Origin of the sequence: Oceanobacter sp. 3_MG-2023 (assembly GCF_030688925.1) — a bacterium.
In the GTDB taxonomy this organism is placed as follows: domain Bacteria; phylum Pseudomonadota; class Gammaproteobacteria; order Pseudomonadales; family Oceanobacteraceae; genus Oceanobacter.
This window is the reverse complement of sequence record NZ_JAUYVX010000013.1, coordinates 60064-85765: the sequence shown is the minus strand read 5'-3', so window position 1 is coordinate 85765 and position 25702 is coordinate 60064. Positions and strand designations below refer to the sequence as shown.

Here is a 25702-nt window from a genome sequence, read left to right as displayed (position 1 = left end):
ATATGCAATGCCAACAATGGAAAAATGATATTCAGAGGCAATCAGGCCTAGAAGTTAAGCACTTCGACCAGCACCGTCTTGATAATAAATCCAAGCATGCCCAGCCCCAGTGCAAAGAACAGCACACCCATCCCAAATTTGCCCGCATTTGAGCGTTTTGCCAGGTCATAGATGATAAACATCATGAAGCCAATCAAAATGGCAATGCCGATTGCCATCCCTGCATTCTCAACGTGACTGATATTCATCAGTGTTACCTTCTCCGCAGCTATGGTAAAAATCGGGGGGCACATTTTAGCAACCGCCAGACTCTCAGTACAGGTACTGCCGATCCAATGACTCCAGACTTCGATATATGCATTATTGGCGCAGGTGTGATCGGTCTGGCACTGGCCAGACAATTGTCCCGGCGTTACTCCGTCTTGATACTGGAGCAAGCCGACCTGATTGGCAGTGAAACCAGTAGCCGCAACAGCGAAGTGATTCATGCCGGCCTGTATTACCCGCCAGGCTCCCTGAAAGAAACCCTGTGTCTGCGCGGACGCGCCCTGACCTATCAATTCTGTCAGCAGTTCGACATTCCCCACCAGAAAATCGGCAAGCTGATTGTCAGTCCAACCAATGACCACCCGGAACTGCAGCGACTGGAACACACAGCCCAGCGCCTTGCCATTCCATTACAACGTTTGGACCGCCACCAGCTACATCAAATGGAACCGGACGTTACCGCTGCGGCTGCGCTCTGGTCACCGGAAACCGGGATCATCGACAGTCACCGGTTTATGCAGGCCTTGCAGCACCAGGCTGAGCAAGCCGGTGCGCTGTTGGTCTGCCGCAGCCAAATGACATCCGCACACAACCATGGTGATGCCTGGACCGTTACTATCAACACCTCCGATGGCCCGACCACCATTCATTGCCAGACACTGATTAACGCCGCCGGATTAGAGGCGGTTGCGCTGATGGCCACGATAGATGCTGGTACCAATACCGCAGATACAAATAGTGATGCCCGTCTCCATAACGGAAGCCAGACTGCCGAACGCAATAACACGCCGCCGGTACTGTTTCCGGCCCGTGGACATTACTTCAGCTACCAGGGCAAAAGCCCATTCCGGCATCTGGTTTATCCTTTGCCTGAGCCTGGCCTCGCCGGCCTCGGTGTTCATGCCACCCTGGATCTGGCCGGACAACTGCGCTTTGGCCCGGATGTCGAATATCTTGATCCGCAAGCAGCCTCCAGTCCTGAGCGCTACCATGTCAGTGAGCATTTACGTCGCCCCTTTGCCGCCGCCATACGCCGCTACTGGCCCGCACTGGATGAAAACCAGCTACAGGCCGCATACGCAGGTATTCGCCCCAAGCTGAGTGCCCCAGGCAATACCGCGGCCGACTTTGTTTTTCAGCGAAGTGGCCCCGCCACATCACCCGCCTGGCATCTGTTGGGGATAGAGAGTCCGGGGCTGACCTCGGCATTAGCCATCGCCGAGCATGTCGAACAATTACTGGAAACAAGATGAGTACCATATTGCCTGCAGAGACGGAAATTCCTGTCACCTGTGATGAATGTAATACCGACACTCCCATCGCACTGGTCGAACTCAGATCACTGGCGCTGATCACCTGCCAACACTGTGGCAACCAACGCCAATTCACCCGGGCAGAACTGGACGTCATGCGCCTGGTACTGGTCCAGGCCGGTTACCGTTTTTTGTGATAGATTTTTTTGCGACAAACAAGGCTTGATGGTTCAGCCCAGACCCAATTCTTCCCGCCCCCCTTCTGCAAGCACCGCCTTCACCCGAATGTCACGGAGCTGAAAAAGAACTGTCACACAGTCCCCCCAAAGTAAAGAGTCATATGTAGCGAACTAATGGCACCATGACTGCACCTATCCAACGCGTCACCATTGTGACTGAAACATTTGCTCCGGAGATCAATGGCGTTGCACATACTCTGTCGCAACTGGTTGAAGGCATGCGTGCACGTGGTATCCAGGTGCAGATCATCCGTCCTCGGCAATACCGTCATGAACAACCGGTCAACACTCATGACCTGCACACAACCTTGCTGCCCGGTATGCCATTACCCGGCTATAAAGAGCTCAAGTTTGGCGTTCCCCTGATTGGCCGTATTTCTTCCGCCCTGAAGGATTTTGCCCCTAATGTGATTTATGTGGCCACCGAAGGCCCGATGGGCTGGGCCGCCGTGCGAGCAGCCCATAAAACCGGAGTGGCTGTCATTAGCGGCTTCCACACCAATTTTCATCAGTACATCGAGCACTACCGCCTGGCTGGACTGGAAAAACTGGCCTATCGTTATCTGCGTTACTTTCATAATCTGACCGCGACCACGCTGGTTCCTACCCGTAGCCAACGGGATGAACTGGACGCCCATGGCTTCCACAACGTGCGGGTATTATCTCGTGGCGTCGACAGCCAGAAGTTTAATCCTTGCCATCGCAGCGCTGCCCTGCGACGCTCCTGGGGAGTGGGTGAACAGGATCTGGTGCTACTTTACGTCGGCCGCATCGCCGGTGAAAAAAACATGGACCTGGCACTGGCGGCCTATCGTCGCCTGCTCAACAGCGATGAGCAGGTACGTATGGTACTGGTTGGCGATGGCCCTGAATTACAGAGCATCCGCGCCCAGTACCCGGAAATTATCTGCTGTGGCATGCGTCGCGGCGATGACCTGGCAACACACTATGCCAGTGGCGATATTTTTCTGTTCCCGAGCAAAACCGATACGTTTGGCAACGTTGTTACCGAAGCCATGGCCAGTGGTCTGGCCGTGGTCAGCTTTGATTATGCCGCCGGACATGAACATATCACCTCCAGCCTGACCGGCATGCTCGCGCCATTTGGTGAAGATGAAACCTATATCCAGCAAGTCGAGATTCTTTCCGACAGTCCGAATTTACTGCAAAAAATTCGTCAGCAAGCTCGCTCACGTGCAGAAACAATTTCATGGAACAGCATTGTGGACGAGTTTATCCAGCGCCTTAACAGCGCCAATACCAAGGTAACCCCTAATGGCAATCGCAAAACAGTTACAGCCAAAGACAGCGCTACTGTTCAGTAAAGCCGATCATCTAGAGCTGAGCCTGTGTCAGCTTATGAACAGAATGGGATACAACCGCAGCGTACGGCTGTTTTTCAAAGGCATCAGTCGCGCCGGTGACGGTGTATTCTGGTATTCACTCGGACTGTTATTGCCTCTGCTGTTCGGTATCGAAGGACTGGCCGTCCTGGGCCATATAGCCATCACCGGCTTGTTGTGTGTTGGCGTCTACAGTCAGCTGAAAAACCGCCTGGTACGCCAGCGGCCATTTATTTCGTTTGATGCCATTCAGGCCCATACCGCCCCGCTGGACCTGTACAGCTTTCCCTCAGGTCACACCATGAATGCCGTAAACTTCGCGGTATTACTCTGCTTTTTCTTCCCGGTACTGTTCTGGATGGTCGCGCCGTTTGCCTTGTTGGTGGCACTGTCCCGGGTGATTCTGGGGATGCACTACCCGACCGACGTATTGGTGGGTGCTTCTCTCGGCATGTCGATCAGTTATGGCTCGCTCGCCATTTGGCCTGCCGGAATGTTTGCTTTTATTATTTACTGAAAACCGATCAGACAGGCTGCCTGAACCGGCAACAGCCAGCCCTAGAACAAACGCCCCTGGGCCGGATCCCCCCCACAATGCCGGGCACCAATACCCAACAGGCGCACCCGCTTGTCCTGTCGACGCATGGCGCTGGCAATCAGCGCAGCAAACCCTTTCAGATCGGCTGCCATATCGTTATCAGCCATGGTGGTCTGGGTAAAATCAGCAAACTTGACCTTCACAAACGGTGCCAGCTCGTCGGCCTGCCAACCGGCATTTGCCACTCGTTGCTGCCAGCGCTGCCACAAATCCGGCAACTGCTGTAAACATTCTGCCTCACTGGTCAAATCGTAATGGAACGTCTGCTCCACACTGACCGTCTTGCGTTCTCGCACTTCCCGCAAAGGCCGGTGATCAATACCGCGACAACGTTCGTACAGCACCGCCCCCATACGACCATAACGATGAATCAGATGCGCCATCGACAGCCCCTGCAAATCGGCACAGACAGACAAACCATCCGCCGCCAGTCGCTCGCTCAGTTTCGGCCCCACACCGGGAATTTTCCGCACAGGTAATGACTCGACAAACGCCGCCACCTCAGTGTTGGCAATCTGCCAGATACCGTCTGGCTTATTATAATCACTGGCAATTTTGGCCAGATACTTGTTAGGCGCAATACCTGCCGACACCGTCACACCCACCTGACACGCCACTTCGTAACGGATCGCCTCAGCAACTCCACGCGCATCGTCAGCCGCCGTCAATTCAAGATAAGCCTCATCGATAGAGACCTGCTCAAACACTCGCGCATACGGTCGCATAATGGCCATAATCTGCTGCGATGCCTGCCGATAACGCGGCATATCCGTCGGTAACAGCACCAGCTCCGGACACAAACGAAACGCATGGGCAGACGCCATGGCCGATCGAACCCCATAGCGCCTTGCATTATAATTACAGGTTGAAATCACACCGCGTCTGGCAGGGTCGCCCCCTACCGCCAACGGCCGGTCGCGCAGATGGGGCTGATCGCGCATTTCGATAGCGGCAAAAAAACAATCACAATCGATATGCAGTATCTGACGTGGAGACATTTCCATAGCACAACCCCTAAACTGTACATACATACAGTATCAAATACAGGTCATCAGGGGAATACTTCAATCGTAGCGCTAACCAGGCCATAAATCAGGGGACGAGCCAGTCAGCAGCGTGGCGAACAGCGTCAACCGGTGTTAGCCTGACAGGGTTAAAAAAAGGAACCTAAAGTGAACAACGATAACCAGGCAACAGAAATATTTTTAACCCGGATAGAGAATAATGACCATCCGTTCTCTGAAACTCTGGACTATATTGACAAGCACTATGTTTTTTCCGCCTCCGCCTTTACCAACGGAGCGCTGGACAACAGCAGCGACCAAAACCAGGGATCATGCCGGGTACTGGCATTGGCCAGCCTGCTGAAGCTGACCACCGAACAGACATTACGCTGTTTTGGTGAGCATTATCGTGATGTTCTGGCCAGCCCGGACGGCGACAGCCACCAGAACATCCGCCAGTTACAACATCATGGTATGGAAGCCGTTCGTTTTGAACACTTCCCGTTGAGAACAAAATAGTATGACTGCGCCTGTTCTGGATATGAAAACCGGGATGACGCCACTGACCACGCTGACATTTCACAGCACCGAGCCAGACGTCATCAGTGCCGACTTGCAACGCCGGCGATCAGAAGCTCCGGCCTTGTTCCAGGGGCTTCCTTGTCTGATCTCCTTACAGGAGCTGGACCCGGAACACACCAGTCTGGCCAGTCTTACCACATTACTGCGCCAACATGGACTTGTTCCTGTAGGTGTGCGCTACAGCTCGGAAGCCTGGCAAGCGGCCTGCAAAGCCTTGTGCCTGGCAGATTTTGGCCACTCATCGGTCAAAACCGTGCGGCAAAAACCAGCGGCAGTGCCAGCAGAGGCGGAACAGGCCGTCAGTGAGCAGAAAACCCGCGGCCTGGGACTGGAAGCACAGACGATCCCCGCCCGAGCGATTAAAGTGCACAACAGCAATGTCCGCTCCGGTCAGCAGCTTTATTTTGATGGCGACCTGATCGTAATGGGTACCATCAGCCCCGGTGCAGAAGTACTGGCAACCGGTGATATACAGATTATGGGCAGGTTGCGCGGCAAGGCACTGGCAGGCGTCAAGGGTAATCCGGACGCAATGATCAGCTGTTTACAATTTGATGCCCAGCTGGTCGCTATTGCTGGCCAGTACCAATTATTTGAAGACGATCACCCCTTAAAAAACAGCAGCGTGCTGGTCCGGCTGGTTGATGACCACTTAACCCTCACCGGCTCGGATAAATAACCAAATTGGCAGGATGAATACCGTGGCAAAAATAATCGTGGTGACCTCCGGAAAAGGCGGAGTAGGAAAGACAACCACCAGCGCTGCGTTTGCAGCAGCATTGGCCATGCAGAACCACAAAACCGTTGTGATCGATTTTGATGTGGGCCTGCGTAATCTCGATCTGGTCATGGGCTGTGAGCGCCGGGTTGTGTACGACTTTGTTAACCTGATCCAGGGTGAATCCACCTTGTCCCAAACCCTGATCAAAGACAAGCGACTCGACAATCTTTACGTGCTGCCCGCCTCACAAACCAGAGACAAGGATGCACTGAGCCTGGAAGGCGTCGAACGAGTGCTCAATGAGCTGGCAGAAACCTTTGAATTTATTATCTGTGACTCACCTGCCGGAATCGAGCACGGAGCCCAGATGGCGCTCTATTTTGCGGAAGAAGCCATTATTGTCACCAACCCGGAAGTCTCTTCGGTACGGGATTCGGATCGCATTATTGGTATTCTGCAAAGCAAGTCCCGTGTCGCCGCACAAGGCGGCTCAGTCAAGGAACACTTGTTGCTGACCCGTTACAACCCGGAGCGGGTTGAGCGTGGAGAAATGCTCTCCGTCACCGATGTCGAAGACATCCTCGCCATCCCGTTACTGGGAGTGATCCCAGAGTCTGAAGCCGTGCTCAAAGCTTCCAACCAGGGCGTGCCGGTTGTGCACGACAGCGACAGCGATGCCGGTCAGGCCTATGCCGACTCCGTTGCCCGCTACCTCGGCGAAGATCGCCCACACCGTTTTCTTGAAAAGCAGAAAAAAGGCTTCCTGAAACGGGTTTTTGGAGGTTGATATGAGTTTGTTAAAACGATTCCGAAAAGACGACACCAGCTCCGCATCCGTTGCCAAAGAACGGTTGCGGGTGCTGGTTGCCCACGACCGCTTACGTAACAATGGCCCCGACTACCTGCCCCAGCTGGAACGGGAAATACTGGCGGTGATTCGGAAATACGTCGAGATCGGCGACAAAGACGTCAACGTGCACCTGGAAAACCATGGCCAGACATCCATTCTTGAACTTAATGTCACTCTGCCGGACCGCTAGCCTGGGCTTACGCTGAAACGGGCCTACCCGGTTTTCCTTTGTTGTCATGGAAAGCCGGTCTGCCACCACTCGTTCCACCATTCACCTTGCCACTCAAGGCAACGACAAACCCGCCAGCTTGCACAACAACCGCACAAACGCCAGGCCACTACCCAGCTCAGCGCTTTCATTCATGGTGTGATACCCCGTCGTTGGAATCTGCAGAGTGGTGCCATCCACCAAGCCTCCAGACGCCGCCACAATACGTCCCATCTCCGTACTGCCCAACGATTTGGCTGCTAACCCGGCCGCAGCCAGCTGGCGATTTTGCTGTTCAATATAGTCATCCTTGAAGCGGTAGCTCAGCCCCAGCTGCTCACAACCCGAGACCAGCGCCTGGGTCAGTTCATGATTAAACCCGGCGTTGGCATCCTTGTGGCGCAACACCAGTTGCTGCTGGCTGGCGGCAGCAATATCCGGGTAAGGGCTGGTATCCACCACCACCAGCTGATTGGTTGTACCACCAAAGCGCCGAAACCATTCGAGCAAATACCGCCAGCTGCGGCCGGCTTCTTCCTGGGCAGTAAAAAATGCCGTGCCACGGAATCCCAGCTCAAACAAATACACCAGCATCGCCGCCGTCAGCACATTATCCAGCTGACCATACAAACGGCCCTGTGCTATCCGTAATCTATCCTGGAACGCAACCGGCGTCCCGGCCACCAGATGCGACATACCATCCAGCTCAAAAATCAGGTTATTACGATAAGGGCAAATATAGGCATTACGAATAGTGCCCTGCCCCCGATACGCTCCCGACCATGGGTCATAAGCGAACACGCCTTCGTTCACAAAGCGGTCAACTATCTGCAACATCAGTTCTTCCGATACCGAATTGCCCAACAGGTCCGAACGCCCGCCACAGACAAAAGCCGCGTACTGGAACTCATTCGGGCCAGTGCATATCAGGCCGTGACGATCAATATGAGCCGAGAACATCAGCGAGTCCGGTTTATTGCCCTGGGCGACCAACAAGCCCTCATACCAGGTCACACGAGCGCCGCGGTCCTCCAGCTCCCGTTGTAACACCCGGAAAAACGAGTGCTCAGCCCCCACGACCGACGGGCTGCGAATCAGGCTTTTGATAATATCCAGCAGGGGCGCTGGCAGAGATACTGACGCTGAGGACGCTGCGACAGACGACAGGCCGGTCAGGGAAGCAGGTGAGATCATGGGATATCCTGGCAAAAACAATCAATCAATCAGAAAGCATCATCAACAATGCCGTCCAGAATCGAACGGCATCCCGGACTAATCCGCAAAATCGATATCAAAACCGAGCAGTTCTTCCAGCATCTTGTGCTCCAGAATCGCCTCAGCCCGACGCTTTTTACGTTCGTAATCTTCACTACGATGACGCAAGCGCCGCGGAGGCATATCCTCATCATTATCGCGATCAATATCAGATTCATGGGTAGACGGGCGCATGGGGACCTCCTTGGGTTAATAACGCGAGACACCGTATCAATTGCGTGGTTTATCCAGAGATGCGAACAATGAAAAGCGAATTTTTGCCATCTTCTCGAGAAGAATAATTTGCTGGTGTTTGCCTGGGCACAAGGCCACTATCGGTGCCCCGACCTATTCCTCCTCCGCAGCAACCACTGAGTCCCCTCCTCCATTTTGAATACCCCTTTGTTCCAATATATTGAAGAGCAACTGTTGAGCAATGGCCTGGCGGTCTGCCAACCCTTTGACTTGCAACTGCCACTCACACCGCTGGCCGAACTGTCACAGCAACTGCGCACCCGGGTAATGAACCTGGACGAACAAAAGCTGCAATTGGCCGGCACCGGGCGCGAACAGGCCCACCAGCTGAATCGCCAGATTCGCCGTGACCGGATTCGTTGGCTGACCCAGGAAAACCCGGCAGAAAAAGCCTGGCTCGACTTTATGGCGCAGCTGCAGCAACACCTCAACCGTACCTTGCTGTTAGGGCTGTTCAGTTATGAATGCCATTTTTCCCATTACCGCCCCGGGGATTTTTATCAGAAGCACAAGGACGCCTTTATTGGCCAGTCCAACCGGGTGCTCAGTACCGTGTTGTATCTCAATCCGGACTGGCAGGCAGACGAAGGTGGGGAATTACTGATTTATGGCGATGAGGAAAATGACACCGTGCGCTCTCGGCTGTTGCCGCAGTTTGGCACTCTGGTGACCTTTTTAAGCGAAGAATTTCCGCACGAAGTACTGGCAGCCAACCGGCACCGTTACAGTATTGCCGGTTGGTTTCGTTTAAACAGCAGTGTCAGTCACCGGGTCGACCCGCCGCGCTAAGCGCAATGGCCAGCCAACGCCGGAACAACACTCGATACAGCACTCGATACAACACTCAAGACAGCACAGAAAACGGCACCGGGGAGATACCCGGGCCAGTCACCATCAGTCCAGTGCAACCACAATCCGGCCTCGCACTTTACCCGCCAGCAAATCGGAGGCTGTCTCGATCACCTGTTCCAGGCCAATTTCCCGTGTAATACCCGCCAGCATCTCAGCATCCACCAGCTCCGCCAGTTGCTTCCAGGCCGCCAAACGATCGGCTTTTGGCCGCATCACACTGTCGACACCAGCCAGAGTGATCCCCCGCAAAATAAAGGGCATCACCGTCGCAGGCAGGTCTGCACCCTGAGCCAGGCCACACGCCGCCACGGTACCGCCATAACGAGTGCCGGCCAGTACATTCGCCAGAGTATGACTGCCTACCGAATCCACCGCCCCGGCCCATTGTTCTTTCTGCAACGGTTTGCCCGGCTCTGAGAGCAACTGCCGCTCAATAATATCGGCAGCGCCCAACTGTTTCAGATAATCCGCTTCCTCTGGACGGCCGGTCGAAGCAATCACCCGATACCCCAGACGCGACAACAAACCAATGGCAAAACTGCCTACACCGCCATTGGCACCGGTAACCAGAATATCCCCTTGATCCGGTGTCACGCCGTTACGTTGCAAAGCCTGCACACACAACATGGCGGTGTAACCCGCAGTACCAATCGACATTGCCTGCTGACCCGACAAGCCCTCTGGCAGAGGAATCAGCCAGTCGCTGTTCAGTCGTGCTCGCTGCGCCAGACCACCACTGTGCACTTCCCCGACCCCAAAGCCGTTTAACAGCACCGTATCACCAACAGCAAAAGCCTCGCTGCTGCAGGATTCCACCGTGCCGACCAGGTCGATACCGGGAGTCAAAGGAAAACGGCGCACGACCGGAGCCTTGCCCGTAAGCGCCAGGCCATCTTTGTAGTTAAGCGTGGAATAATGCACTTTGACCGTTACATCCCCTTCGGGTAATGCACTGTCGTCCAGCTGTGTCAGCTCGGCACGATAGCCTTGGTCGTCCTTATTGATCTGGATTGCCTTGAACATCAGAGTCTCCGTCCGGCGCTGCCGGTGTGTTTGGTTAATTTAGACCGATCGTCTTTTAATAGTGATAAAAAATACCAGCGCTTGCCCAGCAACTCCCTGCGCAAGGATGGTTGATATCGCCCTCGCCAACCGGCAAGCGACGATCGTTATCGTGGTGGTTTGCCTCAGGCATCCACCGCTGGCCTGCGAATCGACCACAGAAACCAGTCTCGAAAAAAACGCAGCGGCCGGGTGCTGCCTTCCAGCCGGGCACGCATTACCGCACCTTCCCAACCAACCCAGAAAACATGGGCCAGCATCACACAATCCGCGTCGGCCGCAATCAGCTGGGCTTGCTGCGCCCGTTGCAGACATTGCTGTAACTGCTGCTCCCAACCCGCCAGAATATTCTGCAGCGGTTGGCGCAGACTGTCGGGCAGCTGACCTACTTCCTGCCCCAAGTTGCCAACCAGACAGCCATTACGATACTGATGCCGCTCCATCCAGCTCATGGCACCATCGGTAAAGTCTTCCAGTTGCTGTAATGGCGTCAGGGCATCGTTGTTAAAACTGCGTGCCAGCACCCGGTCAAAATACTGCCCGTAACTCTCAACTACCGCCGCCACATAGGCTTCTTTACTGGCAAAAAAATGGTAGAAAGAACCTTTTGGCACTCCGACCCGTTTTAATACCTGATCGATACCGGTGGCCGTAAAGCCCTGCTCGGTCAGTACGTCTACGCCGCTGCGCACCAATAAGGCGCGGGTCTCGCTGACGCTGCGGCCATCTTTGGGTGGTCGACCACGACGGCGAGAAGCTGGAGCGGGTGAGGAATCGGGTGTCTTGATAATGTTCATGCCCAATATTAGACCGATCGTCTTATTAATGGCAAGACCCCAGCTGAAATAAACATCCAGACCTCAAACTCCAGCTTCCCAAACTCCAGCTTCCCAAACTCCAGCTTCCCGGACCCAAGACCCCGGAATGTCAGGGCCTCTGTAACTCAATCAGCTCAAACGTCAGACTGCCACCCTGAAACATCTCAAGGTCCATTGGTTCTTCACGCTGCAGACGTATCAGGCCAACACCGGGGGCATACCATTCAGACTGCACCACCTCAACCTCCTGATAACCCAGCCGCGGGTCAGCGTACAACCCAATCCGGCCACGCCCCTCAATCCGGATACAATGCTGGAACTCCCCTGCCGGAGTGCTCAGTACCAGGCCGGTTTCGGCCACTTCGTAAGTCATAACAAATTCATTATTGCCTTGATTCCAGGCCACATGGCTTTGGGTACTGTGCAGCACATACGGTCGGGTGGTCTGATTCCAGCTGATGCCCTGCTCCAGTTCATCCGGAGGTGGCATCACCAGCACCGGCTCGGCATCAAGACGAGGTTTTTTTTCAACCAGGGTACGCTTGCCCACACGATAGGTTCCGCTGAGATCCCGCAACAGATAATAATCCGTACCGTCACTGGTATGACGAACCACCATCTGTGGAGTAGCCATCACCTCTGCCAGCTCAACCGGGGTATCGATACGCCGGGTTGTCACCTCAAAGCGATGGACACTGCGTTGCTGCTGGCGCGCTTCGGTCACTTGATAGTGCCAGTGCCAGCCGGGCTGCAACGGGAAATAGTCATCACTGGCCGGAGCCTGGCCGCACCCCGCCAGCAGCGCAGTTATCAACCCGGGCAACAAGACCGGCAATCGCCCGGACCCAACATCAGGAGCCGATCCATAAAAACACAGATACCGAAACAACCGCAGGCTACGCATTGTGACTCCTATTTTTCCGGTAGTGACGGGTCAGGTACAGCCACAAACTCAAGATCCAGAGGATGCTCTCCCAGCTGCTGGCGGAAGCGTTTGACCTCGGGCAAGTCGTCACCACCCGCTTTTATCCCCAACTGCAGATTCCCCGCCTTGGCCCGACGCATGGCACTTTCAACCCGGGCGTGCAGCTCCTGGTCATACGGCAGCTGATAAGCCCGTGGTTCGGGCGCCAGCTGATCCTTGTACAAATCAGTCAACCAGAGGTAAATCGCTCCCTCAGTACCATCGCTGTCATCCGGTTCTTCAATAACGGCAAAATGCAGTAAAAACTTGTCTGGCACCTCAACACTCGCGGGCCAGCCCTGGCTGTCTTTCCAGCCCAGGTAACTGCCCCAGTACAAGCCAGAGGCCAGTACCAGCAACATCAGTTTGGCTATCACCGACCAGTGACTGCTGATCAACGCCAGCACCAGCAAGGCCACCATCGCGGTATAGGCCAAAACCAAAAGCAACAGGGTTTCCGTCATTTATCCTCTCCCCGAACCAGGCTTTTTTGCAGCTGGTTGATATTGGTGACTTTGCCTTCCGGCGTAATCGTGAAACGAAAGGCGGTCACTTCATCACCTTCCTTGCTCAGCACTTCGGTGTGGTAAAACAGCACGTTCATTTTTGGATTCACTTCGGCCAGATACACGGTCGCAGGCACTTCGATACTGTCTGACGAGTGCAGCGGGTCCACTCCCTGCTGGGTTTTGAAATAATGCAGGTTGACGATGTACTCTCCCGCCGGACGCCCCCGGATGGTCAGCACTTCCTGATTGAGCGGATTACGAACCTCTACGCCATTCACCACCTGAACATCGTTAATCATGCCGCGATCATCCCGGTCCAGGTGCATCAATCCAGCCTGGGGTTGTTTGTAGCTCACCTGCTTCCCATCCGGGCCAGAGACCCAGATATCGACATCGTTGGGATTGCCATCCGGCCAGCTGACCGTAATCAGGAACTCCGCCTTGGGATCAACAATGCCGGTCCTGGCCGGTGGGTTCAGCAAGATCAATGCAACCAGAAACAGAAAGGTAAAGGTCAGCAGCGCGTTAAACAGCAAGTCGGTAAAGGGGTCGATGTCCGCATGTGTGTTATGACGAAACAACGCCATCAGCTCGCACTCATACGGTCGTTGGATAACACGGTCTGGCCCAGCGTCACGGCATCGGCCACCAGACGGTCGGCAGAGCGATCCAGCAGCAGGTATTGCAGCCCCAATAAAATGCTGCAAACCAGCCCGACCAGTGTGGTATTCATCGCCACACCCATACCGGCGGTCATTTGCTGCATCAGGACTTTCAGGTCAGACGTATCCAGATTCTCCAACCCTGACACCGACCCCAACATCAGCATAAAGCCGACCACGGTTCCCAGCAGCCCCAGCTTGACCAGGACACCGGTCATAAACCAGCCGACCTGATGACTGCCACGGACACGCTCCGCCAGGATTTCTGCGGCAAGGGCATTGTCTTGCTGAAGCGGGCCAAGCCCTTGTAAATACTGACCGCCCAAGGATGGCTCGGATGCCAACGCCAGCGAAGGAGCTGCTTGCCAGGCACGCTGCAGACGCGTCAATGCCAGGGCTTCTGCAGTCAGAATCCAGCTACGATAGCCGCAATGACCACAGCCAACCACAAACATCAGTAAAATCACGCTGCTGATACGGGTGACATCTTCGGCCAGCAAGGTATTCAGCACCCCGAGATCCAGTAACAGCCAGGTGACAAATATCATCAGCCCCAGCAACAGGAGCCAGTGCAACAGCATTTGGTAAGAGGCCGGATTAGGGCTGGAAGAAGACATACCGCCACCTGCGATGGATGTGTTGTATTCGGTGACTTCTTATCTTGCGTGAAGCAGCGCCGCAGGTCAGCGCTACTATAGAACCGGGTGAAGGGCCGGATGGCCCGAATGGCAGTAGTCGATGGTCGTACTATTCTGGCAACAGCAGAGCGAGGATGCGGCGTTTCTCTTCCAGCGTCAGCATCAAGTGCTGGTCATGGTAATCGGCCAAACGGCGGATGGAATAGTTGAACTTGCGGGCAAATTTTCGGCTTCGGGGGCAAAAATAACGCGTGACGCCGGTATCGATCCAGATCACATGCTGTTTCAGCGGATGAGCAAAAACGTTGTTCAGATGACAATCCGAGAACACCACGCCAGCATCCCGCATGGTGCGCAGATCATCCAGAATCAGATCCAGCCAATGGATACGCTCTTCCGGGGTCAGTCCGCCGGACAAGAACATCTCAAAGACTTCCTGCGCCCCGACAGACGCCAGATCTTCCATAATGTAATAACCGAGATAGCGGTAGCGGCTGCCAGGTAACAGCCCGATCCCGACTTCATGAATGGCGGCGACGTGCACCCCAAGCCGGGTCAATAAACGATTCCCCTGCACCTCTTTGAACAGGCGGCTGTGCGCCCAAAGGGTCTTGACGTACTCATGCCAGCTACGGGCCTTGATCAGCTTGAGCACCGACAAGCCATTATCCGTCATGGCCACGGTGGACGGGGTATGATCGATAATCACTTGATCTGCGGTTCTGATGCCATTTTCGGGCAATCGACGTGATGACCGGAAACAGACAAATGCCTGAGAGACATCCAGCCAGGGCAGTTTTACATAAGTGATCATCATAAGCTTAATTCCATCGGCCGGTTCCGGCAGCCAGTAACGTATAAACGTTATTAAACCAACCCGGAAAGCCATGGAATTAGTCCTGCTTATAACAACAGTTTGTTAATTATTTATGACAATAATGGTTTTTAACTTAAAAGAAAAAGACAAGGAACCAGAAGCAACCAAAGTGCCTTTTTTGTGAGAAAAACGCCTCAATTACACGATTGACAACCCATAATCAGCAGCAACAACCCAAAGGTGGGTTGCGCCCAATCGACTGGATATGATTATTCCATTAATGGAATACAGTTATCCATTCAACCCTGTCAACCGATCGGCACCCGGTTTGGATCAGCAGCAGAGTCAGCCCTGCTGCATCAACCGTCGTCGGGTCACACCTCTATCGCCACCGCCACCGACTTGAAGGCCGGGGTATGACTTCTGGGGTCACGCTCAATCCCTGTCAGCACATTGGCTTCCGGGTAATAGGCCATTACCGCCCCCCGGCTCAGTCCATACGGGTAAACCTCAACCGCTTCCATACAGCCATTAGGGGAACGTAACGTCACCTTCTGCTGCGGTTTGATGCCCTTTTCCAGCATATCCTGTGGCGACATCAATACCGACCAGCGGTTAGGCGTACCACGATAGCTGTCCGCTTCTTCATAGATAATGGAGTTAAATTGCCCCTCGCTGCGCACACTCATCAGAGCAAACGGAAACTCAGCCGCCCTTGCCAGATCCGGCAATGAATGGGTCTGGAAGTGAGCCTTGCCGCTGCTGGTCGCAAACTCCGGCGTTTTGATCAGCCGGTTGGGAATATGGAACTCCCGCTGACTGTCACTGATATCCGCCAGACCAGCCATACCCGGAATCACCCGCGCAATACATTCCCGCACCCCTTGATGAGACTCGATCGAGGTCAGATTAAGGCCCGGTTGACGCACACCGCGCTTGAGCATTTCCAGCAAAATGCTGCTTTCGGACTTAACGTTATCCAACCGGATAATGCCGCCATCACTCAAGCGCACAAAGTTAAACATCGACTCTTGTGTGGTGGGTTCAAATTCTTCATCCCGGGCCGCGACAGGCAATACAAAGGCTTCGCTGTTTTCCATCCCGGAGACATGCCCCCGGTTTAACGTGGTGGTCAGGAATACCTTGGTCTTGACCCGGTCGAGTGCCTCTCTGGCCCAGCGTGTATCTGGCGTCGCATCCAGCAGATTGCCACCCAGCATAACCGCCAGATCCATCTCTCCGGCATGGGCTTGCTCCAGGCTGGCCAGCGTATCCAGACCCGGCTCGGTTGGCAGCCGCACGTTCAACTCTTCCTCCAGTGCCTGAAACACCTGTTCGGGCAACACCGGTTTTACCCCGATGGTGCCGATCCCCTGGACATTGCTGTGGCCCCTGAGCGGCAACAGTCCGGCCCCCGGCTTGCCAACCATACCCCGGCACAAGGCCAGATTGGCGATGGCTTCCACCGTATCGGCACCATGGGTGTGGTGCGTTACCCCCATGCCCCAGGCAAAAATTGCTTTTTCCGAACGCCCGTACAAAGCCGCAATCCGGTCGATATCAGCCTGGGGAACACCAGTTGTCTCTTCAATTTCAGCCCAGCCCAAAGCCGCGACCAGCGTCAGAAAGGCGTCACTGCCTTCGGTATGCGCCTGAATAAAGGCATCGTCCATCAGCCCCTGTTGCAGCAGGGATTTGGCAATGCCGTACAACAACCAGATATCCGACCCCACTTTGGGCTGCAAATACTCGGAGGCAATTTCACTGCCGCCTTTCAGCATGGAACGGGGGCTCTTGGGTACAGCAAACTTCACCAGCCCGGATTCCTTGGCCGGATTCATCACCACCACATGACCGCCACGTTCACGCAGGGCCATCAGCTTATGCATCAAACGCGGGTGATTGGATGCCGGATTGGCTCCCACCAGCACCACCAGATCACACTCCACCAGATCCTCCAGCTCCACGGTGGCAGTGTACGAACCCACCGTGGATTGCAGACCAACACCGGTCGCCTGATGGCAGTAATACGAACAGTTGGAAACATTATTGGTACCCGATAATCGTGCCAGCAACTGCAACACAAAACCGGCCTCGTTGGACGAACGCCCGGAGGAATAGAAAAAACTGCGCTCCGCAGGGGTTGCCTGCATACGCTCGGCAATACGCTCAAATGCCGACTCCCAGCTCAGCACCTGATACTGGTCACTGTCGGCGGGTTTGAACAACGGCGTATTCAAACGGCCAAGATGTTCCAGCTCATAACGGCTCAGTTGCTGGAAATCCTCCAGCGTATGCTGAAAAACAGCCTCTGGTATTGGCGGCTGGATATCCGTTGACTGGGCCTGAATACTCTTGTTGCAGACCGACGGAAATTCATCCATTTCGTTGGTCATGCCGCCATGCTGCCCTCCCATCCCCAGACCACAAGCCTTGCAGGCATTGTGGCTTTTGAGTGCCTTGGCAGAATTGAGCAAGCCAATACGACCCACGGTCTGCAAGGTATACAAAACTTTTTTGGGGCCGCCACCCACAATGGAAGGGGCGCTCGCCGTACGGGCGGTAGATAAGACAGAATCGGATTTACTCATGGACAGCTCCGTGCAACCGCCCGTGTCCGATCAGATGACAGTGACGGTACAATGTGAGATCAATGAGTCAGTAAAGCGCCTGCGCCGTCAGAATCCAAGCCATATCCCCAGCCGTAAAAGTCTTTTGCAATCAGGCAATATCAAGCCAGCAATATCAGGCCAGCCACGACAACAGGTTATGACTCTTTGCCACCCCGATCAGATAGCCATACATTGCCAGGGTCAGCACAGCCGCCGGAATATTGCGCTGGCGAATCGCCACCACACCGGCACCAATCAGCACCACCAGCCCGATCACCTTGCCCGTCAACCAGCCATCCACAATCGGGTATTGGCCAATCAGCACACACAGCCAGATAGCAAACACCAGCAAGATGGTATCGATCACATGCGGCAGGATTTTAACCAGTTTGTTTTTCATCACCCCGGACTGGGCATACGCCAGACCGAAACGAACCAGAAACAACAAGGCCGACAAATAAGCCAGACCGGCGTGAGCGTGTTTTATTGCAGAGTAATCCATAAGGTCCTCAAAAAATGACAGGGTTAAACATTCAGCCAAAAAGTGACCGGGCCATCGTTGGTCAACGCCACTTGCATATCAGCACCAAACCGGCCGCTGGCAGTATGAACACACTGCCCCGCCTCTGCGACAAAATAATCGTACAGGGATTCCGCCAATGCCGGAGGCGCGGCGGTTGAAAAGCCCGGGCGCAAGCCGCGTCCGGTATCCGCTGCCAGAGTAAACTGCGACACCACCAGCAATTGCCCCTCTGCTGCCAACAGGCTGCGATTCATGCGCCCCTGATCATCACTGAACACCCGATAATTCAGCACCTTGTGCAACAACTTGTCTGCTGTCGCCGTGGTATCGTCTGGCTGCACTCCCAGCAGCAATAACAACCCTGCACCGATCTCGCCAACCACTTCACCATCCACCGCCACACTGGCGTGAGCAACCCGCTGAATCAATCCGATCATCTGTCTTCCTGTTTAACCAGTTCACAATTTCAACGCCTGCAGCATAACGATGAATTCCAGCGCTGCACATCATTCACCCTTGCCGCAAAAACTCGGGTAAGCTGTCACCAAACCTACACAATGACAGAGTACAGACTCCCTCATGCGCCCGATATTCCTTCGACGTTCTGTGATGACCCGGCTGTTATGCCTGTTCTGTCTGACCACCAGCCATGCCTTTGCCGCCACCCAGGTGCATGTATCCCGGGATGCGGAAGGCAACCTGGTGTTCAGTGACCGCGTCAGTGAAGGCTCAGAACCCCACGAAGTGGAAGAGTTGCCCACCGTCCCCGCCTTTGTTGCGCCGTCGGTCACCTCCACCAGCCAGACCCAAACCACTGCCCAAGCCGGACAGTTTTACACTCACCTGAAAATTCTCAGCCCTGGTAATCAGGACAATATCCCCACCGGACTCGCCGCCAGCCTGAACATCGTGATCGACGCCCTGCCAGCATTACGGGCCTCAGATACCTTTGTGGTGCTGGTCGATGGCAAACCGGTGACATCCGGACGCGACAACAGCTTGCCGATCAACCAGCTGGTGCGCGGCCAGCACACACTGGAAGCCGTTATCAATAACGCCAGTGGTCAGGAAATTTTGCGCAGTCAGGCCGTGACGGTGTATATCCAGCGCCACTCGATCCAGAATCCGCAGTTACAGCAACGTCATTAACACCCCAGCACCGGCCCATTACCTACAGCCCCCAAATACCGTCACACAGGGCGACGGATCCAGCAGCAGCGGAATACATTCAGAACGGGATGATTTATCGGCTCTGACGCACGGTTTCAGAGGGTAATTCCCCAAGGTAATCACGGTACTGCCGGGCAAAACGCCCCATATTAACGAAGCCGTACGCCATCGCCACCTGGGTGATGTTTTTCGACAATATAATAAGGCTGCATTTAAGCCATATTGTTATCCTGAGGCTTATACTGTGGCGGAGTCTCAAACACGGCAATCGTTACACGAGAAACACAGACCAGCCTTTCACTTGCATTTCGAATATGCCTTTCACAAGTATCTGTCTTTTGCCCAATATGCAACGGTTTCGCGACACCGTAGACCCATCCTGAATCGACGGCACGAACTGCCGGGGGCATCTATTTAATCCGGTGCTCACTCTGGGCTACCGGATGGTTTCGAATCACGAAGCCGACTTGCAGGCCTGACGGGTCAAGTCAAAAGTCGGCGACACCGAGTCGAGATCATCCGGCAGCCCCCGAAGGGCGCGGGTTGCCGCCGTCCAGTGCGGTGTTGACGAATTTGAAAAGGACTCGTCATTTCGCTGCATTCGTCGCCTTGCCCTGAACAATGGCAACACTCGCGCAGAGCCGTGCAGGATTAAATGGATGTCCCCTGCCGTATAACCTGTGTGCTCAACGTGTGTGATGCTGCAATAGCAGACGGGCGTCCACTCCTTTGAACTTTTTTCTGGCACGTTCAATCGCTTGTGACAGCATGCGATCGGTGGCCACTGGCCCGAGTTGCTCACACATGGCGACATAAACCAGATTCAATAGTGTTTTTAGTTCACCAAAATCGGGCGATAGCAAATTAGTGGACGACTTGCCTAAGGCCAGCATGGAAAACGCATACACCAGATCTGGTGTCACCCCGCGGTGTTGCGCCTGTTCTTCAGTTTGCATCCGTACCTGCTGCACTTGCGCGGCTGGCACCTGGAGCATTAATTCTTGTACCACCACGCTGAAACAGGGCATCCATTCATGCGTATTGAGCGTAACCGGGTTGTCCAGTATGCCATTACGTTGCCGATAGGCTTCCATTTGCGAGATCGGGTCAGCCTTCAGACCAGATGTTCCTTTCATCAGCAAGCCAATCAGATCACGGTAAAGCTGTGATCGATTGGAGGCGATGGCATGCAAATCCCGACAGTCGTTAAAGAAGCCGTTCAACTCATACTGGGATTTCTGGGCGTAGCCCTCTTCCCAGCGCCACATCACATCCCAGAGTTCGTCGCCATCCAGTACTTCACTCAGTACGGTATACACCACACGACGTTTGGTATCGATATTCATCCATACGCTCCATACTTACTGACGAAAGTACGTCATGTCTTTGTGGAACTCGGGATAGGCCACCTCATAGTGTTCAGACACATCAAGGCCCTGCTGCTCTTCAGCGGTGGTAACCCGTAATCCCATCGTCATCCGGATCAGTCCAAACGTCAGCAGTGACAGCGGGAAAGCCCATACGAACGCAGCCACAATGCCAATCAACTGCACCATCACCTGATGAGTGTTAAACAGATCCCCGGTCACAAACATACCGGCGGCCAACGTCCCCCAGACGCCAGCAAAACCATGCACAGGTACCGCACCCACAACGTCATCCAGTTTCATCCGTTCCATTATCAATGATCCGGCGACGGCGATCATACCCGCAATCAACCCTGTCAGAATGGCCCACTGAGGTTCCATGCTGGCACATCCAGCGGTAATGCCCACCAACCCGGCAATACTGCCATTGACGGTTGCCGTCAGCAAAATGGGAACCCGGAATACGCGGCTGAACAGCAAGGCACCGAGCGCACCGGCACCGGCGGCAAGCTGGGTATTCAGCGCGATCAAACCGATATCCGCCGTCGCAGCCAGAGTGCTGCCGCCATTAAAGCCAAACCAGCCGAGCCAGAGAATAAAACCGCCCAGAGCTACCAGCGACAGGTTATGCCCCGGAATATTGCGGACTTCGCCAGTCTCGCGGGAGAAACGACCGGTACGGGGTCCTAACACAATAATGCCCGCCAGAGCGCACCAGGCACCGACTGAATGCACGACGGTCGAACCGGCAAAATCAATAAAGCCCATATTGGCCAACCAGCCAGCGCCACCGTACAGGCCACCCCAGACCCAGCTGCCAAACACGGGGTAAATAAAGGCCGCAATCACAGCCGACGCCACCAGATAAGCATCGTAGCGGGTACGTTCAGCCATCGAGCCACTACAAATCGTGACGGCGGTTGCGGCAAACATGGTCTGGAACAGCAAAACGGTGTAATCCCAGGGTTCCACATCCGACATCATGAAATGGCTGGAGCCAAAATATCCGGTGACGTTATTGCCAAACATCAGACCATACCCGACCAGCCAGAACATCAGGGTTCCCAGACACACATCCATGTAGTTTTTCATCATCACATTGACGGAGTTTTTTGCCCGCGACATGCCGGCTTCGAGTAAGGCGAAGCCTGCTTGCATAAAAAATACCAATGCAGCGGCAGTCACGACCCAAATGGTATCGGCTGCCAGAGTAGAAACGACGGATTCCTCCGCTTGGGCTGGCAACCCGATCAGGCAACCGGTGAATACTACGGCCAATCTGCGCATATCTTATCCTCGTTGTTATATAACGATAAAAAGCAACCTTGTGACAGCCATGGCTATCTCCCCAGACACAGCCATGACCAAGCTCACAAAGTGCTGTGTGACAGATCACCGGATTAATGGGCAATCCATATGCCATCTTGCCCGCGCACCGACAGAGTGCATCTGTTACATGCCAAAGTGGACGGTGGTACTTGTATTCCATAAAAATGGTTTCAGTCATCATTAAATACGCCGCTAATGTGCTTATAAGGTGCACCATCGACTATTGATAAGAAAATCAGTGACAGATTTGGAAAAGCGGAAATCAGACTGGTGCAACCGGTACCAACCGTACCCGGCATCACCACAGAAGCGTGCACCGGGACAGCACACGGGCTGCAAATCGACGTCAAAAATTAACCGCCACAATTGATCTGTCTCAATCGTAGCAGCCAATTAAAATGCCAATTCTGGACAATCAGCATGCCAGGGCACCCACACTTGGCCCGTTGCGTATAAAAACAGCAGTGTTCTTTTCCTGGTCACCCACTGTTGGGGTCTAACGTAAAAAATTCATCGGACAACATGATATAGGGACTACCCAACTATCCATCTCCAATACGTATTAAATTACTCGCCAAACCTATATTCCTATCTTGTGATATACACCACACCATATTAGGAATACCTACTGTTTAAAAATCGGAGTTCGTCGAACCATATATTCCCTAACTTCCGACATTACCTGCACCAAACCTCCCTAAAAAAGGCGATAATCCGAGGGGATTTTAATATCATATTATTCCAATCACCGAAGAAATATTAAATATCCATAACATCATTATTCTGAAGAATAGAAATCGATTCGTTAATAGCCGAATTATTAATAACCCTACCTGAAAATAGCCATCAAAATAATTAGCCCCGCTCATTCAATATGCTATTTTCCAATCGTCAAACTCTGTTCTTCCAAGACCTGATGGTATCGGATTCGGATTTATAGGAAAGGTTGAATAATAATCAAAATGCATGGCTCCAGTCGCTTCAGCGATAGCACCGCCCGGCCTTTGAATTAGATGATGTAGATTAATGGACTCACCATCTGGACCAATCAAATCATCTCTTTGAAAGACTCGATTGCCTTGGCTTTTGCTTCAGCCCCAGATCTTTACCACCAGTTCTAGTTGCACTCGCAATTATGTCGTCCCACGCTTTACCTTGCCCTCTGAGATAATCAAAGAAAGGACCAGGTTTGTATCCGGGTTGCCCTCTGCTCTACTGCCCTGCGACCACCTGACTGGCGTAAAAACGCCGTCACGCCGGGCTTGCCCCGAGGTGACGGCGTTTCCTGTTTCTGAACTGCCGGTTACTGATTTACTGGAGTACCCGGCCAGCCCTTGTTTAATCCTTGGCGGTTTTGCAGGCGACGATCTGCACCACGGCGCTGTCGCCCCGATGGTATTTGCCTTCAACCATATGGCGTTCCACTTCTGCCGCGACCGCAAAATCCAGCCCCTGAAGTTCCGCCTCCAGCGCCTCCAGCGACATAAACATATCTTTTTGTGACGGTGGTGGCCCGCCTGCGCCTTCCATCTCCAGATGCCGTTCGGTATAGGCTTCCAGAATAAACACGCCCCCGGGTTTCAGGGCCGGTTGCACATTGCCGTGCAGCTGTTTACGTAATGCCGATGGCACATGGGCTGCAATCGAGACAATGCCATCCCACGCCTCGGTGCCGAGGTCGTAATCCGCCAGATTGGCGACGACCGTCGAGATAACCACGCCGTTATCCGCGGCCAGTTGCTGTGCCTTGTTGAGGCCAACCGACGACTGGTCGACCGCGGTAACAACATAACCCTGTTTGGCCAAAAAAACGGCATTCCGTCCTTCGCCTTCTGCCAGGCACAAGACCTTGCCGCCCGCCGGTATTTGGCCGTACTGGGCTTGCAAAAAATCATTGGCTACCGTGCCGTAGGCAAAACCTTCTTCGTTATAACGTTGATCCCACATGGGTGATGCTCCTGTTGTCGTCTGCATTCTGTGCCGGTCAAACCGGGTATTCAGCGGTTGGATAACTATTGAATACTGCCGGTTTGAACCTTGGCTTCAGTATACCCATGCAGGCCACTCACTGCTGTTAAACCGTGCTGAAGTGCTTGACTATCAGTCGTTAGCTTACTGCCATCACCGCTGTGGCGGCCGACCCGGCACTCCCAAGGCGTTGATCAGTTCATCGGTTGTAACCCCCAGCGCAATTGCCGCCGCCGCAAAATCCGGTGGCCCCTGATTCGGTTTCCCCAATGCCTTGATCAACGCGGTTTCGCTGATATTCAGCGTCGCCGCTGCTGCTGCAACATCCGGTCGCGGGCCAGGGCCGCCGCCTTCTGGGCGATGACCGATGCTGCCAGTGTCGCCATCGGCAAATGAGACCACCCGATTGGCTTTGACCGTGGCAGGATCACCTGCCGGCGTGTTGCTCACGTCGCCACCCCGCACCAGACGCACATAGTTGTAATACCGTTCACCATCCGGGCCATCGGCTCCCCCTTCGGCCTTGGTATCAAAACGGACAGCACCGGCACCGTGCATATCATGGCCCTCATGATCCACCGCGTAACCAAAGGCAACGTACCAGGCAAACCAGTAACCGTGGGCATCGTGGGGGTCGATATAAGGGTTGGTGGTGCTGCTCCAGAAGAAGGGATAATCGACGTTGTCCGCTTCATTGGTAATGGTAGAGATATTAAATACGCTGCGATCTATGGCCGGGAAAACCCCGGAATAATCCACCAGACTTTGCAGCTCTTTGATATTCGGCAAGCGCCAGTCATCGTAACCGGCGTCGGTGGCGTTTTCGGCGTAGGCCAATGCTTCTTGCCAGTTCAGGCTTTTGCCGCTGTCGTTTTTACTCCACATCAAACCGGTGGCGTGATCGCTGATGGTGTTATCGCCGTTATCCTGAAAATCGTTGCTGCCGTATGGACTGCCACTCACACAACGTACAAACCGCCGACCATTCAGCGCCTTGATATGGCCAGTCCAGTCATTCACAACAAAGGCAACGTCACGCTGGGCCAGCTCGGTATCAACCTGATAATAATTGCTCGACCAGGAGTGCTGTTGCGCACCTTCCTTGCCATTCCCGACCAGATAAAAGTAGTCGGTATCCATCCAGGGCCAACCGGCAGAAAAGTCCCGGATAGACCAGAGTTCCTTGATATTCGGCAAACGCCAGTCGTCGATACCGCCAAGCTCCAGCGCCGCGCAATAACCGGCGGCATCGGGCCAGGCCATGGATGCTGCAGATAATGACTGCGCCCACACCAGCCCTGTTACCTGATCGGTGACGGTGCTGTTGCCATTGTCCTGATAGCTGGGCACATTGCCGGTGTATTGGGCATCCTGACCATAAAAAGCCGCCCCGGGCGCTGGGCATTCGATCTCGACACTGTTGTTGTAACAGGTGCCCTGGGCGGTATCGACAATGGCAAAAGCCCGACTCTGGGAATTGGCGGCAGCCTCCGAGCGCCCGCTGGTACCCTCGTGTTTGGTGGCACAGCCAGCCAATGATCCCGCCAGACTCAGCAGTACCGCACTGGTGATGATGTAATGTTGCGATATTTCCATAATTAGCTCTGCCATGTCCTGTAAATTCAGAAAACCGACCGTATGATATAAAACCGATCCGCAGAAATATCGAAGTCTATGTAAAGTAACGTCGATTAACGCTGATTTTAATCAGGGTTTTGCCATTATTATTTTCAACCTTAGAAGCGGCAATACAGCAGGGCAATACATCAGGATAATAAATCAGGGCATTCCAAGGTGAAAAGCAGTAGAAATCAGGTAAATAAATGCATACGAAAAA

General features: G+C 54.0%; 29 protein-coding genes. 10 read left to right on the top strand and 19 right to left on the bottom strand.

Annotated elements, in window-relative coordinates; translation table 11 throughout:
* Positions 1 to 47: 47 nt before the first annotated feature.
* Positions 48 to 248 carry a DUF2788 domain-containing protein gene (locus Q8W32_RS12675; protein WP_303432497.1) on the bottom strand — a complete coding sequence of 67 codons (201 nt, stop codon included), beginning with the start codon at positions 246 to 248 and terminating at the stop codon, positions 48 to 50.
* A gap of 87 nt (positions 249 to 335) precedes the next feature.
* On the opposite strand from Q8W32_RS12675, the gene Q8W32_RS12670 reads away from it, so the two are divergent.
* The 4 genes from Q8W32_RS12670 (at position 336) to Q8W32_RS12655 (ending at position 3619) form a co-directional block, all read left to right on the top strand.
* The gene (locus Q8W32_RS12670) at positions 336 to 1520 is read left to right on the top strand and encodes an NAD(P)/FAD-dependent oxidoreductase (RefSeq protein WP_305415210.1); all 1185 of its coding nucleotides are present in this window, start codon (positions 336 to 338) and stop codon (positions 1518 to 1520) included.
* Positions 1517 to 1717 carry a hypothetical protein gene (locus tag Q8W32_RS12665; protein ID WP_305415208.1) on the top strand — a complete coding sequence of 67 codons (201 nt, stop codon included), beginning with the start codon at positions 1517 to 1519 and terminating at the stop codon, positions 1715 to 1717. The genes Q8W32_RS12670 and Q8W32_RS12665 overlap by 4 nt, the downstream gene beginning before the upstream one ends.
* Before the next feature lie 164 nt (positions 1718 to 1881).
* Entirely contained in the window at positions 1882 to 3084 is a 1203-nt protein-coding gene (locus tag Q8W32_RS12660; RefSeq protein ID WP_303432501.1) for a glycosyltransferase family 1 protein, read from the top strand.
* Between the two features lie 34 nt (positions 3085 to 3118).
* Positions 3119 to 3619 (top strand): phosphatase PAP2 family protein, encoded by a 501-nt coding sequence (locus tag Q8W32_RS12655; RefSeq protein ID WP_303432502.1) that lies wholly within the window; start codon positions 3119 to 3121, stop codon positions 3617 to 3619.
* A gap of 41 nt (positions 3620 to 3660) precedes the next feature.
* Here Q8W32_RS12655 and dinB read toward each other — a convergent pair whose 3' ends face one another.
* A complete protein-coding gene (gene dinB / locus Q8W32_RS12650; RefSeq protein WP_305415207.1) occupies positions 3661 to 4704 on the bottom strand; it encodes a DNA polymerase IV in 1044 nt (347 codons plus the stop codon).
* Between the two features lie 168 nt (positions 4705 to 4872).
* Here dinB and Q8W32_RS12645 point away from each other — a divergent pair, with 168 nt between their 5' ends.
* Genes Q8W32_RS12645 through minE form a run of 4 tightly spaced genes read left to right on the top strand, consistent with a single transcriptional unit; the run spans position 4873 to position 7047 of the window.
* Complete coding sequence (locus tag Q8W32_RS12645; RefSeq protein ID WP_305415206.1) at positions 4873 to 5223, top strand: HopJ type III effector protein; 351 nt, start codon at positions 4873 to 4875, stop codon at positions 5221 to 5223.
* Position 5224: 1 nt separating this feature from the next.
* Positions 5225 to 5965: a septum site-determining protein MinC gene (gene minC, locus Q8W32_RS12640; RefSeq protein WP_305415205.1), complete on the top strand. Its 741-nt coding sequence runs from the start codon at positions 5225 to 5227 to the stop codon at positions 5963 to 5965.
* Between the two features lie 22 nt (positions 5966 to 5987).
* The gene (gene minD / locus Q8W32_RS12635; RefSeq protein ID WP_303432507.1) at positions 5988 to 6794 is read left to right on the top strand and encodes a septum site-determining protein MinD; all 807 of its coding nucleotides are present in this window, start codon (positions 5988 to 5990) and stop codon (positions 6792 to 6794) included.
* 1 nt (position 6795) lies between these two features.
* Entirely contained in the window at positions 6796 to 7047 is a 252-nt protein-coding gene (gene minE, locus Q8W32_RS12630; RefSeq protein ID WP_303432508.1) for a cell division topological specificity factor MinE, read from the top strand.
* A 93-nt stretch (positions 7048 to 7140) separates the two neighbouring features.
* On the opposite strand, the gene Q8W32_RS12625 is transcribed toward minE, so the two are convergent.
* Positions 7141 to 8259 carry a peptidase M42 gene (locus Q8W32_RS12625; RefSeq protein WP_305415204.1) on the bottom strand — a complete coding sequence of 373 codons (1119 nt, stop codon included), beginning with the start codon at positions 8257 to 8259 and terminating at the stop codon, positions 7141 to 7143.
* Between the two features lie 78 nt (positions 8260 to 8337).
* On the bottom strand, positions 8338 to 8514 hold the full coding sequence (locus Q8W32_RS12620) for a hypothetical protein (RefSeq protein ID WP_303432510.1): 177 nt from the start codon (positions 8512 to 8514) through the stop codon (positions 8338 to 8340).
* Between the two features lie 234 nt (positions 8515 to 8748).
* On the opposite strand from Q8W32_RS12620, the gene Q8W32_RS12615 reads away from it, so the two are divergent.
* Positions 8749 to 9363 (top strand): 2OG-Fe(II) oxygenase, encoded by a 615-nt coding sequence (locus tag Q8W32_RS12615; RefSeq protein ID WP_305415202.1) that lies wholly within the window; start codon positions 8749 to 8751, stop codon positions 9361 to 9363.
* 105 nt (positions 9364 to 9468) lie between these two features.
* Here Q8W32_RS12615 and Q8W32_RS12610 read toward each other — a convergent pair whose 3' ends face one another.
* The 10 genes from Q8W32_RS12610 to dtd all read right to left on the bottom strand — a co-directional run bounded on the left by Q8W32_RS12610 (position 9469) and on the right by dtd (position 18468).
* Positions 9469 to 10449 (bottom strand): MDR family oxidoreductase, encoded by a 981-nt coding sequence (locus Q8W32_RS12610; RefSeq protein ID WP_305415201.1) that lies wholly within the window; start codon positions 10447 to 10449, stop codon positions 9469 to 9471.
* A gap of 164 nt (positions 10450 to 10613) precedes the next feature.
* Positions 10614 to 11285, bottom strand: coding sequence for a TetR/AcrR family transcriptional regulator (locus Q8W32_RS12605; protein ID WP_305415199.1), 672 nt, complete (start codon positions 11283 to 11285; stop codon positions 10614 to 10616).
* 130 nt (positions 11286 to 11415) lie between these two features.
* On the bottom strand, positions 11416 to 12210 hold the full coding sequence (locus Q8W32_RS12600; RefSeq protein ID WP_305415198.1) for a hypothetical protein: 795 nt from the start codon (positions 12208 to 12210) through the stop codon (positions 11416 to 11418).
* Between the two features lie 8 nt (positions 12211 to 12218).
* Positions 12219 to 12734 (bottom strand): hypothetical protein, encoded by a 516-nt coding sequence (locus tag Q8W32_RS12595; protein WP_303432517.1) that lies wholly within the window; start codon positions 12732 to 12734, stop codon positions 12219 to 12221.
* Positions 12731 to 13366 carry a hypothetical protein gene (locus Q8W32_RS12590; RefSeq protein ID WP_305415196.1) on the bottom strand — a complete coding sequence of 212 codons (636 nt, stop codon included), beginning with the start codon at positions 13364 to 13366 and terminating at the stop codon, positions 12731 to 12733. Before Q8W32_RS12590 ends, Q8W32_RS12595 begins: the two co-directional genes overlap by 4 nt.
* Positions 13366 to 14058 carry a MotA/TolQ/ExbB proton channel family protein gene (locus Q8W32_RS12585; protein ID WP_305415194.1) on the bottom strand — a complete coding sequence of 231 codons (693 nt, stop codon included), beginning with the start codon at positions 14056 to 14058 and terminating at the stop codon, positions 13366 to 13368. Before Q8W32_RS12585 ends, Q8W32_RS12590 begins: the two co-directional genes overlap by 1 nt.
* 130 nt (positions 14059 to 14188) lie before the next feature.
* Entirely contained in the window at positions 14189 to 14896 is a 708-nt protein-coding gene (locus Q8W32_RS12580) for a hypothetical protein (RefSeq protein ID WP_303432520.1), read from the bottom strand.
* A gap of 374 nt (positions 14897 to 15270) precedes the next feature.
* On the bottom strand, positions 15271 to 17487 hold the full coding sequence (locus Q8W32_RS12575; protein WP_305415192.1) for an FdhF/YdeP family oxidoreductase: 2217 nt from the start codon (positions 17485 to 17487) through the stop codon (positions 15271 to 15273).
* Positions 17488 to 17641: 154 nt separating this feature from the next.
* Positions 17642 to 18010: a SirB2 family protein gene (locus Q8W32_RS12570; protein ID WP_303432523.1), complete on the bottom strand. Its 369-nt coding sequence runs from the start codon at positions 18008 to 18010 to the stop codon at positions 17642 to 17644.
* A gap of 23 nt (positions 18011 to 18033) precedes the next feature.
* Positions 18034 to 18468 (bottom strand): D-aminoacyl-tRNA deacylase, encoded by a 435-nt coding sequence (dtd, locus tag Q8W32_RS12565; RefSeq protein WP_305415191.1) that lies wholly within the window; start codon positions 18466 to 18468, stop codon positions 18034 to 18036.
* A gap of 142 nt (positions 18469 to 18610) precedes the next feature.
* Here dtd and Q8W32_RS12560 point away from each other — a divergent pair, with 142 nt between their 5' ends.
* On the top strand, positions 18611 to 19180 hold the full coding sequence (locus Q8W32_RS12560) for a hypothetical protein (protein ID WP_305415189.1): 570 nt from the start codon (positions 18611 to 18613) through the stop codon (positions 19178 to 19180).
* A gap of 707 nt (positions 19181 to 19887) precedes the next feature.
* Here Q8W32_RS12560 and Q8W32_RS12555 read toward each other — a convergent pair.
* The 5 genes from Q8W32_RS12555 to Q8W32_RS12540 all read right to left on the bottom strand — a co-directional run bounded on the left by Q8W32_RS12555 (position 19888) and on the right by Q8W32_RS12540 (position 25461).
* A complete protein-coding gene (locus Q8W32_RS12555; RefSeq protein ID WP_303434252.1) occupies positions 19888 to 20547 on the bottom strand; it encodes a hypothetical protein in 660 nt (219 codons plus the stop codon).
* Between the two features lie 15 nt (positions 20548 to 20562).
* On the bottom strand, positions 20563 to 21855 hold the full coding sequence (locus Q8W32_RS12550) for an ammonium transporter (RefSeq protein WP_303434251.1): 1293 nt from the start codon (positions 21853 to 21855) through the stop codon (positions 20563 to 20565).
* A gap of 911 nt (positions 21856 to 22766) precedes the next feature.
* Positions 22767 to 22949 (bottom strand): HNH/ENDO VII family nuclease, encoded by a 183-nt coding sequence (locus Q8W32_RS16645; RefSeq protein ID WP_370693687.1) that lies wholly within the window; start codon positions 22947 to 22949, stop codon positions 22767 to 22769.
* Between the two features lie 286 nt (positions 22950 to 23235).
* Entirely contained in the window at positions 23236 to 23844 is a 609-nt protein-coding gene (locus Q8W32_RS12545; RefSeq protein WP_303434250.1) for a bifunctional 2-polyprenyl-6-hydroxyphenol methylase/3-demethylubiquinol 3-O-methyltransferase UbiG, read from the bottom strand.
* Between the two features lie 174 nt (positions 23845 to 24018).
* The gene (locus Q8W32_RS12540) at positions 24019 to 25461 is read right to left on the bottom strand and encodes a DUF1566 domain-containing protein (RefSeq protein WP_305415187.1); all 1443 of its coding nucleotides are present in this window, start codon (positions 25459 to 25461) and stop codon (positions 24019 to 24021) included.
* Positions 25462 to 25702 lie beyond the last annotated feature (241 nt).